The following is a 17,422-nucleotide window of genomic DNA, read 5'->3' on the forward strand; positions in this document are numbered from 1 at the left end:
AAAGGATAAAGCAGAGTCGGTCTATTCTCCGCCCGGGCCCGGCGCAGCTCCCGCCTCCGGTGTCTCTGGCAGAATTCGGACGCTCGATCCAAACCGTCGATAGTTTCTGAACTCGATGTTGTTCATCACCGCCTCATGCCGTCCCTGCTTTAGTCTCAGCTGCGCGCTGCTCGGCATCAGGTAATCGTGGTTATTGATCGAAACATAGTCGTAGTCCACGCCGATGCTGGTGTAGTGCGTTGGGAAATCCTTCGGCATGTCATCGGCGATAAGGGTAATTCGCCGCACGTTGTGCGCCGCCGCATCGATGTACGCCTGCCCGTGAAAGCCAACCATCACCTGCCGGTTGTCCATTCCAACCACGGAGAACTCTGAGTTCTTCTGTTCCACGTGATAGTCAAACACCTGCACAGTAGCGGCTCCCAAGGTGTCCGTTTCTTTCCACTGGAAATCCGCGTTCGCTTTATCGGCAAACACCGCGCGCAGCACGCCACCCAGCTCGCCAGACGAAAATGTTCCTTTCATCCCTTCGCGCGCATTGCTCGCCGGCTTTCCGTCAATCTCAATCATCGTTCGCGTTTCAGACTTGTCGTGATACCGGAGCAGTTCAGTCACCGTATCTCGCAGCTTCCACCGCCCGGCCCCGGTCGGATCGTACGACCTGCTCGTCACCTCGATACACACGAAGTTCGGCAACGAGTCCACGTAATGCAGAGCACGTTCTCGCGTGTCAGCAACCAGTTGTTTCACCTCTTCCGGCGAAGGTGCCTGTACGGCATTCGTCGCGGGGACGATAGCGAGCGCTCCCTTGGGCAAGTCGCCAGCCGGCATCGCCGTGTCAGCGGCGTCAGAGTGCAGCCCGGCAACCGGGTTCTCCGCCGCAGCGTTCTCCTCGCCCTCCACCGTGAATGCCAACTCGCGCGTTGCCGTGCTCGCACCCTGCGTGACAAGGGCCTTCACTTTGTAGTCGCCCGGCGCAAGACCAGAATTGAAGCTGGCTAGATAAGGAACGGCAGCCTGCGCAGTATCGAAGTGAATCGGCAACACCGTTCGTTTGCCTGCCCGCCCGTTCCTGCCCACTTCCATCTCTACTTTGACCGGGTCCTTCGACGTTCCGTCCGGGTGCACGATGAAGAACAACGAAACCGATTTTGCTCCCTCCGGAACATCGCCGACAACGTTTGGCGTCACGAGCCCTTTCTCGAACGTCAGTGGCTCGTCGGGATCTTCGCTGGAGCGTCCTCCCTCCACCTTGCGCACCAGCACCACGTCGCTGATGGAGGGACCGCTTGGATTTGGCGGAACCTCGAAACTCATCCGCTGAGCGCCCGCTTTGTCGCTCAAGCGATCCAGCACCGCGACTTCAAGCGTGTACTTTCCCGGCGTAACCGGAAAATGCCGCGTCACATTGATCGTGGCATTCTTGTCCCGCTTGATGGTCTCCACTGCAGCACGGTGCGCAACATCTTCCGCAAAGTGCTCAACCACAGTTCCGTTCGCGTCCTTCACCTGGCCTACGACGCTGACGTGTGCTGAAAACAGATTGGTGTGCTGATCGGTTTTGGTTTCAAGCTGATCGATCGGAATCTCGATAGCCGCGGAATTGGTATTTCCCTCCGCCATCTCACCAAAGTGCAGAACCGCAGTCTTGAATTTGACCTCGGTCGGGAGCTTCTCTTCGGCCAGAATCTTCAAGAGCGGTGCTTCGAATGCCCGAACGCCACCCGACGCACCGGGATCAACCGCGTAGTATCCGGTCCTGCCGTTCACCGTAAGTCCCTTGCGCCGAGGCCGGAACTCAATCGATCGAAACGTGCCATCATAGCCGTCGATCGGCGGGACATACGTCGCGACGTAATACGTGCTCATGTCATCGATGAGCTGCTGCAGCGGATTCTTCACGTTGTCCTGCGCGTCGATGTAAGCGCCGCCGGTCTCGCGCGCCATGTCGGCCATCGGGCTGTGCACATCTCCGAAGGGATTTCGATCTGATTGCCGCAGCCAATCCACTGCCATTCCGGCGTTCGAACTCGGTCCGCCGGGGCCTCTCTGCAGGCTGGGCGTCCTCATTGCCAGCCCGCCACTCCCCTCCACCGGAACCGGCGCAGGATTGAATGCGACATTCTGCGCTGCGAGCGCATTGTCGATCTGGTGCCGCCCTCCCACGTCCAGGGCATCCATGTCGACCACATACAGAGTCACGCCCGCTTGATTAGCAGCCTCCGCGATCGAACGAATCATCTCCTTCGCAGCAGAGTCCATCTGCATGTTTTGAGTGAAGTAGATGATACATTTCCGCGCCGCGATCTTCTCCTGCGAACGGACCAGCGCCATCAAGGCTGCTAGCGATGGCAGGGTGTGCCGGTCCTGCTGAACCTGTCGCGACGCCTGCATCGCATCCAGCAATGTCTTGTAACGCGCCCGCGTTGTCGCATCGAAATGCGTCCCGTCGGAGTCCGCCCCGGTGCGCACAATGGAAACCAGATTCCTTTCAGCCTTTTTGGCCGCCAGCGAGCTAGCATCGTCGTCATTGACGATTGCCTTCTGATAAACGGCGTTCGACGCGGTCAACTCAATCACCGGATTCTTATCGCTCTTCGGCCCCTCGGTCACCGCCCGCATCGCGTCTCTGACCGCGTTCCGATCCGTTGTAAATGCCTGAATCAGCCGAAGGCGGGGCACCAGGTCGAGAACAGCAAAGGAGTAGCCCTTCGCCGGCAATTCCTTCAGGATCTTGCCCGCGATCGATTGCTCATTCTTACTCAGTGTGCCGCCGAACCGGTCCGATACAAACGTGACCACGTGTTCGGAGTTCCCTTCCGCCGTCACGCGGCGCAGGTCCTTCAGAGTAACCGGCTTTTCGTTGTCGAGGATCTGGATGTCTTCGGGCCTGAGGGATGCATATGGCTTATGGCTCTTGTCGTGGACTACAAGATCGACGGAAATCGGTTCGATACTGGTCGTTGCGGGAGCAACCGAATCATCCTGGCCATTTGGGCCGGTTACCTTCGCACCCTGTCCCCATGCCATGCACGCGCTCAAAGCCAAAGCCAGTGCAGCCGAACCCGATACTGCGTCTACAAGAGCCCCTATGCCCGCGATTCTGCCGCACCGAATCCCACCGACAACAACATCCTGCATACGATGGCTCTCCCCAAGGCGCTGTGTGAGCCCAGCCTCTTGTCCTAGCGAGGTCGTTCTTGCGAGCTCTTTTAGCTGCCAAAATCTTACTCTCTCCGCGCCCTCTCCCGCAGGGACACGCTTAAGTACATCGTCCTGTACGGAGTCTTCGTTCGGGAGACGTCCCCTTTCGGAATCTGGACGCAACTCAGTTCAGCCGGTGATTGGAATCACATAATCTGACGGCTCGTTCCCTAAGAATTGGAGGTGAATGCTCCGGATCCGCGCTGAAAACCCAGCTTCGGATGAATCTCGGCCGCTCGGAGCTGTGACAGACACCTCGATGCAACGAATCTTGCTTGCGATTATTGGTTTTGCGGCAGCCGCCGGAATCTGGCTCGCCGGCGCGGTCCTGGCCCAGCAGGACTCGACCGCCACTGACCCCAGCGTCGTCCCCGAATACCTCCGGGCCGTCCCCATGTACCGCACCCACCCCGGCCTGAATATCGATATCCCGCTCGACGGCACCATCTATCCACCCGAAATCATTCCTCCCCAGTTCCAGTGGCGCGATGACAACCCGGCCGCAACCATCTGGCGTATCGAAATCATCTTCGGCGACCGCAGCAAGCCCATCCGCTTCTGGTCCAATGGCGACAAGATGCAGATCGGCCCGCTCGACGAGTCGCTCAAGGGCTATGTGCCGCCGACTCTCACGCCTGAAGAAGCCATCGCTCACGTCTGGCGTCCCGACCCACAAACATGGGACGAGATCAAGAAGCATTCGGTCAATGCCCCAGCCACCATCGTGATTAGCGGCTACACCAGCGGATCCGCAGCCCACCCCGTCTCTCGCGAGCAAAGCACCATCCAGACATCCCGCGATCCCGTCGGCGCTCCCCTCTTCTATCGCGACGTCCCCCTGATCCCGCCCGCACCAGAAACAGCCCAGCGCGGCGTCATCAAACCCCTGCCGGACTCCGTCCTTCCTAAAATCAAGTGGCAGCTCCGTTACATCAACGAGGCCCAGCCTCGCACCATGATGACCGGCCTGCCCACGTGCGGCAATTGCCACTCCTTCTCCCGTGACGGCAAGACCCTCGGCATCGACGTCGACGGTCCCGCCAACGACAAAGGCCTATACGCGCTCGTCCCGCTTCATAAAGTCAGCACCATTTCCAACGACTACCTCGTGCGCTGGAGCGCTTTCTCCGAAGAAGGCGGCCAGAAGCGTTTCGGCTTCATGTCCCAGGTCTCGCCCGGCGGCAAATACGTCATCAACTCCATTGATGTCCCACACACGCGCGGCGCCCGCGTTCTCGATCGCCTCTACAACGGCTTCTACTGGTTTTACGGATTCGGCCAGGTCTTCTACCCGACCCGCGGCGTCCTCGCCTGGTACAGCAAAGAGACCGGCAAACTCCAACCCCTGCCTGGTGCCGACGATCCCAACTACGTTCAGACCTCCGCCTTCTGGAGCCCCGACGGCAAATACCTCATCTACTCCCGCGCCGCCGCACGCGATCCCTACCCGCCCGACTATAAAAAGTCGAACTACGCCAACGACCCCAACGAGACCCAGATCCGTTACGACCTCTACCGCATCCCCTTCAACAACGGTCGAGGCGGCACCCCCGAGCCCGTCCGTGGCGCCTCAAACAACGGCATGAGCAACAACTTCCCCAAGGTCTCGCCCGACGGCAAATGGATCGTCTTCGTCCAGTGCAAAAATGGCCTGCTCATGCGCCCCGACAGCAAGCTCTACATCGTGCCTTTCGAAGGCGGAGAAGCGCGCCCACTCGAGTCCAACCTTCCGGTCATGAACTCGTGGCACACCTTTTCGCCAAACGGCAAGTGGCTCGCCTTCTCATCGAAGACACCCTCTTTCTACACGCGCCTCTACCTCACCCACATTGACAACAACGGGCACGCTAGCCCTCCCGTCGTCGTTGAGAACGCCACCGCCTCCAACCGCGCCGTCAACATTCCTGAATTCGCAAACATTGGCGCCGACGGGCTCGACCACATCGATACACCCGCCATCGACTTCTACCGCGAGTTCGACATCGCGCAGCAGCTCCAGGACGACCGCAAGTGGAACCAGGCTCTCCCTGCCTGGAAAATCGCCGCCGATAAAGACCCCACCGACTCACGCCCCTGGAACAACATGGGAGTCGCCCTCGCAGCCACCGGCAAAACCGCTGAGGCAATTACCGCGTACGAGAAGGCTCTGTCCATCAACAACGACAGCTCCCAGACGCACAACAATCTCGGCAGCGCCCTCGCCGAATCAGGCCGCCTCAAAGAAGCGATGACCGAGATCCAGAAAGCCATTGAGCTGAACCCGGATAATGGCTCCGCGCATATCAACCTCGGCCATCTTTTCGAAGTCGACGGTCATCGCGATGACGCCATTCAGCAACTCACCACTGGGATTGAACTCGCCCCTAAAAACTCCGACGGCCACAATATCTACGGCGTCATCCTCGCCCGCCAGGGCAGGCTCGACGAGGCCATGGACGAGCTCCGGAAAGCTGTCGCCCTCGCTCCCAACTCCGCCGAGTGCCACTACAACCTCGGCCGCGCATACGCCGCGAGCAGCCGATTCACCGACGCTCTCCCCCAAATTGAGTCTGCCGCTGAGCTCACCAATCGTCGAGAGCCTGAGGTTCTCCAGATGCTGGCCGCGATGTATTCGGAAACCGGCAACTACAACCAGGCAATCTCGACAGCCCGTCAGGCCCTTAGCCTGGCTGAAAGTCAGCAGAACGCGAGCCTCGCCTCAGACCTCCGCGCCAACCTCGCCCACTACCAGCACCAATCCGAACAGACCCGCTGAAACAGCTACTTCGATACGTCCGTCTCGTTATCGTCGCCGTTGCGATCGATGAGCTTATTGAGCGGATCGATGCCGGCGCGGGATGGCATTTTGTCTACAACCACCTCGAAGGTCTGTTTGCCGTCGTGCACCCACTGCTTCTGCAGATACAGCGGCTTCTCCTCGTCCTTCGAGCCGGTAAACACGCCGATATCGACGAGATCGTTCACCTTCATCGGAGTTTCGTTTCCGCTGCCATCCGACTTCATCTTGTGCGACTCAACCACCATCGTGACCTTGTACTTGTGGTCCGCCGTGGGTGTCACCTTCGCTGACTCGATGCGATTGTCATAAAGCACAATATTTTCGAATGAGTCATCGATAAAGTAGTGCAGGTTCTCAGGCGTCTGCGCCCTCAGCTCGGCTATCAGTTGTCGCGTATCAGGATAGGGCGTCGATTGCGATGTTCCAGCATTGGCGTAGCGATACTGCATGAGGAAATTCTTCAGCGCCAGATTCAGTTTGTCTTCGCCAATGTAGTCAGAAAGCGCGTACATGATTTGGCCGCCTTTCTGATACCAGACATAGGCCTCCTGCTGCACCTGGCCCAGCGCCTCCTCGCGGCGCGATTCCGTGCCGCGACCGCGAAGATACCGGTCGAGTTCGTATTTCAGGAACTTGTGCATGTTGTCGTCCCCGTACTTATGACGCATCGTCATCAGCGCGGAGTATTCGGCGAGAGTCTCCGACATCATGTTGGACCCGGCGACACGGCCACCGATCAGCTGGTGCCCCCACCACTGGTGCGCGAGCTCGTGCGCCGTCACGAAGTAGGTGAAATCAATATCGGTCGGCTTCTGCATCCGCTCAATGAAGCCGATGCTTTCGGAGTATGGAACGGTGTTGGGAAAGGACTGAGCGAAGCCGCGATAACGGGGGAACTCGATGATGCGGAACTGGCGAAACTGGAACGGACTGAAGGCCTTCTCGTAAAAAGCGAGCCCTGCCTTCGAGGAGTCGATCATGTCCTGCACATCGAACTTGTGCGACGGCAAGTGGTAGATCTCGATCGCAATTGGCCCCTGCGCGCCCTGATAAGTATCGCGCGTCACCTCGTAGGCCCCGGAGATATAGGCAAAGAAGTCTGCCATCTCCACCTCACCCATGTCATAGGTGAAGTAATGCCGGCCATTCGCCTTCCAGTCTTTGACGAGATACCCGGGAGACAAAGCGATCTGATCGCCGGATGTACTCACGGTCGTTCGATAGTGAATCCAGTCCGCCTGCGGCGAAAACAGATTCACGAGACTCGCCTCCTTGTCTCCGCGCGCGGGCAGCAATTCCAGTTCTCCCAGGTGCTCTTCGCGGCGTCTGCGCGGATCGGTGATCTCGACGCCCTGGTCGTAGCCAATCGTCGGGAAAAATCCGGCGTCAATGAAAGTGCCGTTGTAAGCCAATTCCGCGCGCTCATGTCCATCGTTGAACCCGCGGCTGAGCTTACTGACCTTGAACGTCATGTTGATCGTTTCGCCAGGAGCAAGCGGCTTATCTAACGCGTAGATAACGTAAAGATCCCGCGGACTCCGTGACTGGACGTGAAAAGGCCGATCGAACGCGACGGCGCTCACAGATTGCTGCTGGTTCGTGATGTGGATCTCGCCGATCGGCCCAGACGTCTTGTTTTCGAGAAGATAGTGCCCGGTGCCGGTGAATGACCGGCTCTCAGGGAGGAGATCGATTTCTGAATCGACCTCCAGCACCTTCGGTTGAGGCAGGTGCTCGTAGCGCTTGAAGCTCTTCTCGTAGTCAGCTTGAATTTCGCGACGCTGCTTGTTGTTCAGATACTCATTCAGAACATGCGTGTTGTAGTAGAACCAGCTGCCGCTACCAATCGCCAGCAACAGAAAAACCGCAGCGGCGGGAGCAATGTGCACGGCATTTTGTCGCAAAAGATGCAGGCGCGCCTTGAGCGACGTCTCGGCTCCTCTCCGGGCAAGCCCGATCGACAGCACCCCTAGAAAAGCCGAGATGCTCACCCAGTACACGGTGGCCCAGAATAGCGGCTTCACAAAATGGCCGTAGCCATTCATGTCGGAGTAGGTGTACGGCGGGATGGCGCCGAACAGATAAAGCGTGTTCTCCCAGCCGTAGTTGAACAGCAGGATCTGCGCCAGGAAGGCGCCGACTACGATCGCGTGCCCGATGAACTTGTTGGTGACGATCGTCTGCACGAAGAGCGCGAACAGAACGAAGATCAGCACCTGCGAGAACGTGATCAGATACAGCTCTTCGAAATACTGCAGTAGCTCATAGTGGAAGTAGCCCGCCACCGTCTGCATCACAATCCCGCAAAGTCCGGCTACGGTTAACATCGCGAGTTCAACAAGCGACAAAGCAGTCAGCTTCGAAAGCCAGTCTGTCGCCTCCGCCATCGGCAATGCATCATGGATTCCCTCGAAGCGCGTATCGCGCTCGCGCCAGATCAGCTCGCCCGCATAGAAGGTGGCTACGATGAAGAGAAACAGCATCGCGTTACCTTCCACCGACTGCAGCATGAGGTAAGTCACCGGCCAAACGTCGATGCCCTCTACCCGGCCGGCAAAGTGACCGTTGACAAGCGCGAAACAAGCCAGCAGAACACACAACACCCAAAACGGGATATCGCGAACCACATTCAAGATTCGCAGACGAGTCAGGCTCTTGAACTGCGCGATCGAAGTTGAAGAGCCGAACGCTTGATGCACCGCCGGGATGCGCGCAACCGCACGGCTGCGAACGGGCTGAGCATCATCTTCTTCAGCCAGGGCCTGTCGTGCTCTTCGTCGGCTGCTACGCGCCGTAAGAGCTTCGAGCGACATCGGGAAGAAGCGCCCCAGAAGCCCAAGACAAACCAGGCCGACGCCGATCCATAGCAGGCGGTTGTAGACGAACACCCCCCCGGCCGGCTGAAGCGACCAGGAATATAGCTGTGAATTCTTCTCGACCACGGTCCAGTAGCGGGTGATCGAGTCATTCAGGATTACGCCGATGGGATCGAAAACTCCAGGCCAGAACAGATGCACCGCCCGCGTCGTCGAAAAAGCGGCCATTCCCATCAGGTAAAGCATGAACAGAGCCGCGCCCTGCAGATAGACGATGAAGATGCGGCGCGTAAGAGCCGCTACGGTGAAGAACAGTGTCCCGGTCAGAAAGATCTGAACGATGACGATCGAGAGGAACGGCTGAAAATACCACCAGAGGTGGGTGGGGGCGAGTCTCGTTGGATCAGCGGGCCGCAGCGTACCTGCCATCTCTCCCAGAATCAGCCCGGAGAAAATGCATACGGTCGTAACAAACGAGCCCGCCCACCTGCCGCCCAGGTATGCGAACTTCGTAATCGGCTTCGTGAACACGATCTGTGTCGTATCCCTTTGGAAATCCCGCAGGATCGAGGTTCCAAAGATTGCCGCGATCACGATCAGGCCAAAGAAACACGCGAACGTGTCGTTATAGACATTCGCGAACGGCCCGTTCAGTAGCACCTTACCGTTGCCCGCCGCAATCGGACCGAAGTTCTCTGATGCGATGCAGAAGAAGCTGAAGAAGAACCAGATCGCGAAGTAAACATATGTGGAAATGCTTTTCAGGCGGAATCTGATTTCGAATCGGAAGAACTCCCAGAACAGTCGCATCGTCGTCTCCCGGTTTCAGTTTTTTGCGCTACGGGCGAGGCTGAGGAAGTACACGTCTTCGAGGCCCGACTCAACTGGCTTGAACCCATCGCCGGGGTTTGAATCGGAGTAGATGCGGACCTCATGCTGGCCCGCGATGAGATGGGTCGAAATGACCTGCATCTCCGATTCCAGAGCCTTCAGTTCCTCGTCGTTGGCGACGACCTTCGACCAGATCTTTCCGTCAAGCGCACTCAGCGCCTCCGATGGCGCCCCTTCCAGCAGAACCTTTCCCTTGGCGATGATCGCCATACGCGGGCACAACTCTCGGACATCGTCCACGATATGCGTCGAGAGAATGACAATGACCTCCCGTCCGATCGAACTCAGCAGGTTCAGGAACCGATTGCGCTCCGCCGGATCGAGCCCCGCTGTCGGCTCGTCCACAATGATCAGCTTGGGTTTTCCCAATAGCGCCTGAGCGATCCCGAACCGCTGCTTCATCCCGCCTGAATACGTTCCAAGCGATTTCTTTCGCGACTCCCACAAGTTTGTTTGCTGCAGCAGAGCGTCAACGATCTCGCTGCGCTCCTTTTTGTTGGTGATGCCCTTCATCACCGCCAGATGATGCAGCATGTCGAGCGCCGACACTTTGGGGTACACCCCAAACTCCTGCGGCAGGTAGCCCAGAATCTGCCTAACTTCAGCCTTCTTTGCAAGCACATCGATGCCGTCCAGATGGATGGACCCTGTGTCAGGTGCCTGCAGGGTCGCGATGGTCCGCATCAACGTGCTTTTGCCGGCGCCGTTCGGACCGAGCAACCCGAACATATGATTTCCGATCGTGAGCGAGATGTCCTGGAGTGCTTTCACTCCGTTCGGATAGGTTTTCGAAAGACCCGCAATGGTCAGAGCCAAGGCCGTGAACCTCCTGGTTCATCATGGGAACTTTTGTGTAGGCTGGGGAATACTGGTCGGAATGCTATCACAGCCTTGGTTCGCTGGGCACGGTAGTAGTGACGGGCTTCAGCGGCGTGCATTGCCGATCGCGGAAGGAATCTTGGGGCGATGAACGGTGTTGAATTCAGAGATGATTCAAGCGCTGTCGCGCCGGTGCGTGGCTTTCTGCATCGGGCGAAACGCAGCAATGCGGACGGGCTGGTGCTCACCCATGGCGCCGGAGCCAATTGCCGCTCGCCGCTGTTGACAGCGCTCGCCGAGGCATTCTGCGAGGCTGGCGTCACCGTGCTGCGCTGCGATCTGCCTTTCCGGCAATCCCGGCCCTCGGGCCCCCCAATGCGCGGCAGTGCCCAAAAGATCAGGCCGGCTTGCGAGCGGCAGTGAATGCTTTGAGGCGAGAGACAACAGGACGGATCTTTCTTGGCGGGCACTCCTACGGAGGTCGTCAGGCCTCAATGCTGGCGGCAGAAGAGCCGGACCTCGCGGCGGCGTTGTTGTTTCTCTCCTATCCGCTGCATCCTCCGGAGAAACCCGCCAACCTGCGCACTGAGCACTTCCCTTCTCTCCGAACGCCGGCTTTATTCGTAAGCGGAGATCGCGACGGCTTCGGAACGCCCAAAGAACTGCAGGCAGCCGTCGCCATCATCCCTGCACGCACGCACTTGATGATGGTCACAAGTGCGGGGCATGAGTTGCTGAACAAGAAGACTCAGGACGATCTCCCTCCCCGAATTGTTCAGGCCTTTCTCGGATTCATCAAGCAAGCATAGCTGCGGCGAATTATGGCTTGAATCCACAAAAAGCTTCGCTATACTGGCTGCCTTCGGCGTCCCCGTTCGATTCACCATTCGACCGAAGGATCTCAATTCAGCAAGGAGGCTTGAGCTATGAAAGTGATGGCTACCTGGAGCATCCGCCCGGGCGCGTTCAAAGAGGCCGTGAAGCACTTCCTCGAAACCGGGGGGAAGCCGCAAGAGGGTGTCACGATTCTGGGTCGCTGGCACAGGACTGACCTGAGTGGTGGTTTCGTGCTCTTCGAGTCAAACGATCCAGCAGCGATGTATGCAGGATCTGCGGCATGGGGCCCACTGGTCGAGTTCCACGGGCACGTTGTGGTTGAGGATGCTGAAGCCGGAGCAGCTCTGAGCAAGCTGTTCAGCGCCTGACTCGCAGAAGCACCGGCAATGCACCAAAGAGAAAAGCGGGCGCAACGCGCGCCCGCTTCGTCTTGCGTGATCCGCTTTATTGCTCGTCGAAGTGCAGGTTGACCCCGGGCAGAGTTCCGGTGCCTTCCAGTCGAACGCCGTCGAGTTTCGATGGATCGAGACCGAGAGCCTTCAGGATCGTGGGAGCCACCTGCAGCGTTCCCACTTCGCTGAAGACCGTGCGCGGACGGAAAGCTGGATTGGAGAGCAGCAGCATCACGTTGACATCATCATGCGCGAATCCCCCGTGCTCCATCACCTTCTTGCCGCTGCCGGTGTAAATGACGCCGACGTTTGGCTGGACGATGATGTCCGGTGTGCGCGGGTCACCGTTGGGCGGCAAGCCAGGCCAGTTGTAATTCAGGGCGAGCGACGATCCGTAGAAGATCTGGCCGCCGCCTGTCTGACTCCTATTAGCCTCCAGCAGCGACACTGCAGAACCGGTATAGGACGGATTGGTGAGCCAGATCAGCGAGATGTCATCTTCAGTGGAACCGATCCCGCTTCCGTTCGGATCTTCTGAAGCCGGCATTGCATTGTGCAGCTGGTTCGAGATCAAGGTTGCCGGTGAAAGCCCGTTGTTCGTCTTGCCGGGGATCTTGTCGAGTGCGCTGGGGTCGATCGGGGACTGCCCGTGCTTTGCGGTGATGATGACGAGAGTTGACTCGTACAGGCCGTGATCCTTCAACTTCATGATCATCTGGCCCACCGAATCGTCCACGTACTCGATCTCGTTCAGCAAACTGTCGGTCGGAGTTCCAGCCGCATCGAGATAGCCGCCCTTGACACCATTTTCGACAAGCTTCTGTCCCACGCTGACCGACTGAAAGTTCATGCCGAAGAGGGTTGGAGTCTTTGCATGACCGCCGCTGTGCGTCTTGCCGTCGATCTCGTTCAGGATGGCGTTGACTTTCAAAGTGTCGTAGCACTGAACGTTCTGGAAGCTGTTCGTCCACGAAGTGAGATCGGCTGCGCCGTCTCTGACCGAGGCGCACGAGACGCCGCCGGCCGTAGTGACACCGGGAAGGCCGATCACGTTGGAGTTGATTTCGGGCGAATAGAAATCGTCGAGAACGCCCACACCATCGCGGCCTGCGACAGACGAGTAGGCAGGATGCTTGTCCGACCAGGCAGTGTATCCGCCTGCTTTGTGGATCACTCCGTAAACGGTGTTGACCCGCACGAACTGCCACGGATAAACCGGCGCGCAGCCCGCTGCGGGATCGCGATTCATCTTGGTTGGATCAAGCGAGGCCACTCCGCCATCGGTGAGCGACGCTCCTGGAGCTCCGCCGTTCAGCTTTGTCTGATCGATGTCGATTCCTTCTTCATATTCGGTGGTGAACCCTGTCGGCGCCGCGCCAGCTGTGCAAGGCCCGGGGCCGTTGCCGTTTCCGGTCTGTACCTGCGGACCGTCGAGGGACCGGTCGTAAGCGACGTCATAGTAGACGCCCATGGTGCGCGGCGTGGCTCCCGACACGATCGTCATCAGGCCGGGGAAAGAGTCAGACGGCTTCGATGCACTGGCCGCAACGTAGTTGACGCCCGTCGTGGCGAGCGATGCCAGGTTCGGGCAATAGGGCTTGCCCCCGTTGGCGCCAGCAATGCCGTGAGCACAATTCCTAAAGTCGATGGCATGCATGCCATCGATGCTGATCAACAGAACGTGCTTGATCTCGCTTTTATCCCAATCGCGATCGTGATCCTCTGCGACCGCTGTGACTGAGAGCAGCGCAGCAAGTGCAGCTGCTGCGGGAGCTAGTTTGCGCATTTTTCCTCCTGAAATTGATGCGTCTCATCTTGGGGAAAGCGAGAGACGCACAATGCGCAGACTAGTGCGCCGAGTCTTAATCTCGGATTAAGGGAGGATACGATTCACAGGCAATTCATAGATTATTCATCGGGCGTTCGCAGAGCCCGTCCGGGCTGAAAGGAACCCGCTTGCCGTGCCGATTATGTGAGTGCTGCAACCGAAGCTGCGACGACAACACACATGTGAAGTTTCATCCGCTCTTGACAGTCGCAGTTCCGCGTCCTATTTTCGTTCGAAGCTGTGTACGAATATCTTTGAGACCTACCTCTGCTCGTCTGTCCGCAACGCTTTCCAAACCAAGTTCGAGAAAGACAAAGTTCGACGAAAATTTCAGGAGGTTCTGATGAGTCGCCCCCTCTGGCTTCTCTCCACGGCAGCTTGCGCCTCGCTGCTCAGCTTTTCGCCCGTCATCTCAGCTCAGTCACATGTGATCGCCCCACCGTCGACGCAGACACAAGGCGTCGACGCTGACGGCAATCTGGTCGCCCGCACCCATCTCCGACTGGTCGCTCCCTCAGCGTCGCAGATGCACTTCCCCTCAGTGTCAGCCCAGCCCAGCGAGTTGCCGCCCTTTAAGGGATATCTGTACGAAACGCCAGCTTCAATCGCCTGCGTCTATCACCTCGTAGATACGATCGTGCCCGGCTGTAACCCGAATCTCACGACCGCAAACCCGACCGGCGGAAGCCGCGCTATCGCAATCGTGGATGCCTACGACGACCCGACCGCGGCAGCCGATCTCACCAAGTTCTCAACCCAGTTCGGGCTTCCGCCTGCGGACTTAACAGTGGTCTATGCGCAAGGCACTCAGCCCAAGCAGGACCCTACAGGTGGATGGGAGATTGAAGAATCGCTCGACATCGAGTGGGCGCATGCCATGGCTCCGAATGCCAAGATTTTTCTGGTGGAAGCGGCGACCAACAGCTTCAACAATCTCTTCAACGCAGTCATCACGGCTGCCAACCTGGTGAAAGCTGCAGGAGGCGGCGAGGTTTCGATGAGTTGGGGCGGCGGCGAGTTCAAAGGCGAAAACAGCCTCGACGCAGTGTTCACCACACCAGGCGTGGTTTACCTGGCATCCACAGGAGACGCACCGGGGACGTCGTACCCCGCGGTCTCTCCCAATGTTGTGGCAGCGGGAGGCACGACGCTCTCGCGGGACATCAATACGGGCGCGCTGATCCTTGAAAACACCTGGCAGGACGGGGGCGGCGGCACCAGCGCTCTTGAACCGATCCCGGCCTTCCAGAAGCAGGTGAAGTCCGTCGTAGGTGGCATGCGCGGCACGCCTGACCTCTCGTTCGACGCGAATCCCAACACGGGTGTGTGGATCTATGACACCAACGCGGTTCTGGGAACCGGCTGGTACGTTGTGGGCGGCACGAGCGTGTCATCGCCTTCTCTGGCCGGAATCTTGAATGCGGCAGGAAGCTTTGCTCCCAGCAGCCAGGCAGAGAACGAGATGCTGTACTCCGGAAAGGGCGCACGGTTTAACAACATCAACTATGGCAATTGCGGGTTGTACATCGGCACGTTCGCTCGAGGCGGGTATGACCTGTGCACTGGCCTTGGTTCGCCGAAGGAGTTGAGAGGAAAGTAGGACAACACCTCGTACACATGCACAAGCAAAACGGGGCGCGAGATCGCCCCGTTTTGCTTTCTGTCTCACGACGCACTCAAAAATCTCCGCCTCATTCGCGCGTGACTTTGAACCCTTGCTTCTCAAGCATCGAGGGGACGCCGTCCTTCCCTACCAGATGCCCAGCGCCCACGGCCACGAAGCTGACGCCATCTCCCTTGAGCAGATCCTGGATCTGAGACGTGAAATTCTGATTCCGCTTCACAACCAGCAGTTGAAACAGGTCGGGATACTTTTCGCGAAACTCGGCGTTGTTGAGCGCATCGAGCTTGGCGACATCTCCCGAATACCAGGCAGCAACAAGTTCCTTGAACTTGTCCACCGCGCTATCGGAGTCGTCGAGTTCGGAAACGAGGAAGTCGAGCTGCGCCTTGTCGCTCATGTCCGCGAAGTAGTGGATCTGCTGCTCCATCGTCTCGAAGCCCTTTACAGGCTTGTTGGCTTTCGTGAATTCGGGCTTAAGCTGCAGTTCGACTCCGGTGTTCGGGTCGTAGCCGGCCTGCATGACTGGAGCGAGACTGAGCATCATCCCGGCCAGCCACGGCTTCATCATGTCGAGCATGCCGGAGCCGCCCGGAAGCGATGCGGCAGCCTTATTAAGCTTGGTCATCTGCTCGGGCGTGAGCTTCGATGAGAGTGGATGGGCCATGTCGAGCCCGAGCTGCATGATCAGCGGCTGCATGGAAGCCGCGTCGTCGACATTCGGCACTTCAAGCCAGAGAGACTGGCTCTGCTGAATCGCTGCGTCAACCTTCGCGGAATGCCACGGATGGTTCTGGTCCAGAGCATGAATCGTGCCGAACAGATAAACCTTCGCGTGCGGACCCTTGACTACCCAGATTGCCGGCTCCGCGGCTGCGCGAAGAGCGCCACCGGCCACAGCACAAAGGAGAAGCAGAGATGAGATTAGCCTTCGGAGGAGGTTCATGCGGATCCTTTCACGTTGCGATCAGGATTGCAGAATTAGACACGATGGGCAATCTCTCGACGTCGAGCCCGGGCAGCAGATACAGCCTAAAGTACCTCGGCATGCCCCATGTCGCCCCCGAACAGATCAGACGCTGATAAGAAAGCGTCCGTTCTCCATAATCTGCTCTTCTCCGTCTGCATATTCGAGCCAGATGTTGAAGCCGAGCCCCACGACATCGATGTGTGTCGTCGAGCGCCAGGGAGCTCCGGTGTGTTCCCCGTATGGGTTGCCGAAGGCAATGTGAATCCCGGGAAACTTCTCGTCCTGGAGAATGTTGCCTATCACGCGCGAGACGCCGATGTTTGTGCCGATGGCGAACTCGCCGACTCGGTCCGAATTCTCGTCAGTGTGCGTGTATGCCCAAAAGTCCTGCTCAAGCTGCTTGTTCGCGCTGGAGCACGAAACGATACGGTTCTGCGCGATCTGGATCGTGAGCGGAGCAGCCTCGAGCAATCCATAGCGCGCGCAAAGCCAGTCGCCAACAACTCCGTCGACAACAAAGACGCCGTTGACCTCGCCCGGCGATGTGAAGCATTCGCCACCGGGAAGATTCCCCCACTTCTCCCGAGAAATGATTCCGGACGTCTTGAACCACTTGTATTCGGGATTCATGCCAGACACGATGTCGGTTCCCGCTGCGGTGGTTGCGCGGATCCGAACTGCGCGCCGGACTCGCTCGAGCACCTGCTGCGACAATCGATCAACAGCGTCGTAATCGGCGCGCATGCCGTCGCACATGATCTCCGGCGTAATGTTCACCATGTGCGCATGGCGCATGTGCCGGCGGTTCACAACGTCGGTCATCTGCATGCGCGAGCGCAATTCGTTCGGCTGAACCTGAACGGCAAAGATGGAGACGGCGGATGTTTCCATGTCTTCCAGCACTGGTGCGGGCATGTCGGTCAGCGGCCGCGGCGCAAGATCTTCGAGGATGAAGGCATTGAACGTGCACCCGCGCTCCTTCAGTTGCGCAGCAATCGAAGCCGCGATCGGCTCGGTCACGCGGTCGGTGATGAGCGTGACCTTCTCGTCGGGCAGGATCCGCAGACAAGTGAAAACCGCCGAGCGCGCGCCGGGAGTGAATTCCGCAGGAAATGGCTGCGCAAGAAGATGGGAAGCGGTAGCAGTGAAGCTGGCGATGGCGGTGCTCCGATGAGGGGATGAGCCTTGCCTGCCACACGGATGCAGAGCCTGGGACAGGCACAAGGCTATCCATTCAGGGTAGCAAATATCCGCACTGCGGCCCC

General features: G+C 58.5%; 11 protein-coding genes. 5 read left to right on the forward strand and 6 right to left on the reverse strand.

Going from position 1 to position 17,422, the window contains the following annotated elements:
• Window positions 1–21: 21 nt before the first annotated feature.
• Window positions 22–3,141 carry a VWA domain-containing protein gene (locus DHV10_RS06720; protein WP_109485476.1) on the reverse strand — a complete coding sequence of 1,040 codons (3,120 nt, stop codon included), beginning with the start codon at window positions 3,139–3,141 and terminating at the stop codon, window positions 22–24.
• A gap of 322 nt (window positions 3,142–3,463) precedes the next feature.
• Here DHV10_RS06720 and DHV10_RS06725 point away from each other — a divergent pair, with 322 nt between their 5' ends.
• Window positions 3,464–5,959 carry a tetratricopeptide repeat protein gene (locus DHV10_RS06725; RefSeq protein ID WP_162601267.1) on the forward strand — a complete coding sequence of 832 codons (2,496 nt, stop codon included), beginning with the start codon at window positions 3,464–3,466 and terminating at the stop codon, window positions 5,957–5,959.
• A gap of 5 nt (window positions 5,960–5,964) precedes the next feature.
• Here DHV10_RS06725 and DHV10_RS06730 read toward each other — a convergent pair whose 3' ends face one another.
• A complete protein-coding gene (locus tag DHV10_RS06730) occupies window positions 5,965–9,609 on the reverse strand; it encodes a M1 family aminopeptidase (RefSeq protein ID WP_109485478.1) in 3,645 nt (1,214 codons plus the stop codon).
• Between the two features lie 15 nt (window positions 9,610–9,624).
• Window positions 9,625–10,506: an ABC transporter ATP-binding protein gene (locus DHV10_RS06735; RefSeq protein WP_109485479.1), complete on the reverse strand. Its 882-nt coding sequence runs from the start codon at window positions 10,504–10,506 to the stop codon at window positions 9,625–9,627.
• Window positions 10,507–10,656: 150 nt separating this feature from the next.
• Between DHV10_RS06735 and DHV10_RS27695 the strand changes: the two genes are divergently transcribed.
• The 3 genes from DHV10_RS27695 (at window position 10,657) to DHV10_RS06745 (ending at window position 11,714) form a co-directional block, all read left to right on the forward strand.
• Window positions 10,657–10,932, forward strand: coding sequence for a hypothetical protein (locus tag DHV10_RS27695; protein WP_239461309.1), 276 nt, complete (start codon window positions 10,657–10,659; stop codon window positions 10,930–10,932).
• On the forward strand, window positions 10,929–11,318 hold the full coding sequence (locus tag DHV10_RS27700; RefSeq protein WP_239461310.1) for an alpha/beta hydrolase family protein: 390 nt from the start codon (window positions 10,929–10,931) through the stop codon (window positions 11,316–11,318). The genes DHV10_RS27695 and DHV10_RS27700 overlap by 4 nt, the downstream gene beginning before the upstream one ends.
• 117 nt (window positions 11,319–11,435) lie before the next feature.
• Entirely contained in the window at window positions 11,436–11,714 is a 279-nt protein-coding gene (locus DHV10_RS06745) for a DUF3303 domain-containing protein (protein ID WP_109485480.1), read from the forward strand.
• A gap of 76 nt (window positions 11,715–11,790) precedes the next feature.
• Here DHV10_RS06745 and DHV10_RS06750 read toward each other — a convergent pair whose 3' ends face one another.
• Window positions 11,791–13,524 carry an alkaline phosphatase family protein gene (locus tag DHV10_RS06750; RefSeq protein WP_109485481.1) on the reverse strand — a complete coding sequence of 578 codons (1,734 nt, stop codon included), beginning with the start codon at window positions 13,522–13,524 and terminating at the stop codon, window positions 11,791–11,793.
• Window positions 13,525–13,909: 385 nt separating this feature from the next.
• On the opposite strand from DHV10_RS06750, the gene DHV10_RS06755 reads away from it, so the two are divergent.
• Complete coding sequence (locus DHV10_RS06755) at window positions 13,910–15,166, forward strand: S53 family peptidase (RefSeq protein ID WP_109485482.1); 1,257 nt, start codon at window positions 13,910–13,912, stop codon at window positions 15,164–15,166.
• Between the two features lie 91 nt (window positions 15,167–15,257).
• Here the strand turns inward: DHV10_RS06755 and DHV10_RS06760 are convergent, their stop codons facing one another.
• Window positions 15,258–16,133, reverse strand: a complete 876-nt coding sequence (locus DHV10_RS06760; RefSeq protein ID WP_109485483.1) for a TraB/GumN family protein — start codon at window positions 16,131–16,133, stop codon at window positions 15,258–15,260.
• A 126-nt stretch (window positions 16,134–16,259) separates the two neighbouring features.
• The gene (locus DHV10_RS06765; protein ID WP_239461342.1) at window positions 16,260–17,315 is read right to left on the reverse strand and encodes an aminopeptidase; all 1,056 of its coding nucleotides are present in this window, start codon (window positions 17,313–17,315) and stop codon (window positions 16,260–16,262) included.
• Between the last annotated feature and the right edge of the window lie 107 nt (window positions 17,316–17,422).

This window comes from Occallatibacter savannae (assembly GCF_003131205.1).
Taxonomy (GTDB): domain Bacteria; phylum Acidobacteriota; class Terriglobia; order Terriglobales; family Acidobacteriaceae; genus Telmatobacter; species Telmatobacter savannae.

Coding starts and splice junctions, on each gene's coding strand:
- DHV10_RS06720 (WP_109485476.1), bottom strand. CDS start 3,141: ATGCAGGATGTTGTTGTCGGTGGGATTCGGTGCGGCAGAATCGCGGGC.
- DHV10_RS06725 (WP_162601267.1), top strand. CDS start 3,464: ATGCAACGAATCTTGCTTGCGATTATTGGTTTTGCGGCAGCCGCCGGA.
- DHV10_RS06730 (WP_109485478.1), bottom strand. CDS start 9,609: ATGCGACTGTTCTGGGAGTTCTTCCGATTCGAAATCAGATTCCGCCTG.
- DHV10_RS27695 (WP_239461309.1), top strand. CDS start 10,657: ATGAACGGTGTTGAATTCAGAGATGATTCAAGCGCTGTCGCGCCGGTG.
- DHV10_RS06745 (WP_109485480.1), top strand. CDS start 11,436: ATGAAAGTGATGGCTACCTGGAGCATCCGCCCGGGCGCGTTCAAAGAG.
- DHV10_RS06750 (WP_109485481.1), bottom strand. CDS start 13,524: ATGCGCAAACTAGCTCCCGCAGCAGCTGCACTTGCTGCGCTGCTCTCA.
- DHV10_RS06755 (WP_109485482.1), top strand. CDS start 13,910: ATGAGTCGCCCCCTCTGGCTTCTCTCCACGGCAGCTTGCGCCTCGCTG.
- DHV10_RS06760 (WP_109485483.1), bottom strand. CDS start 16,133: ATGAACCTCCTCCGAAGGCTAATCTCATCTCTGCTTCTCCTTTGTGCT.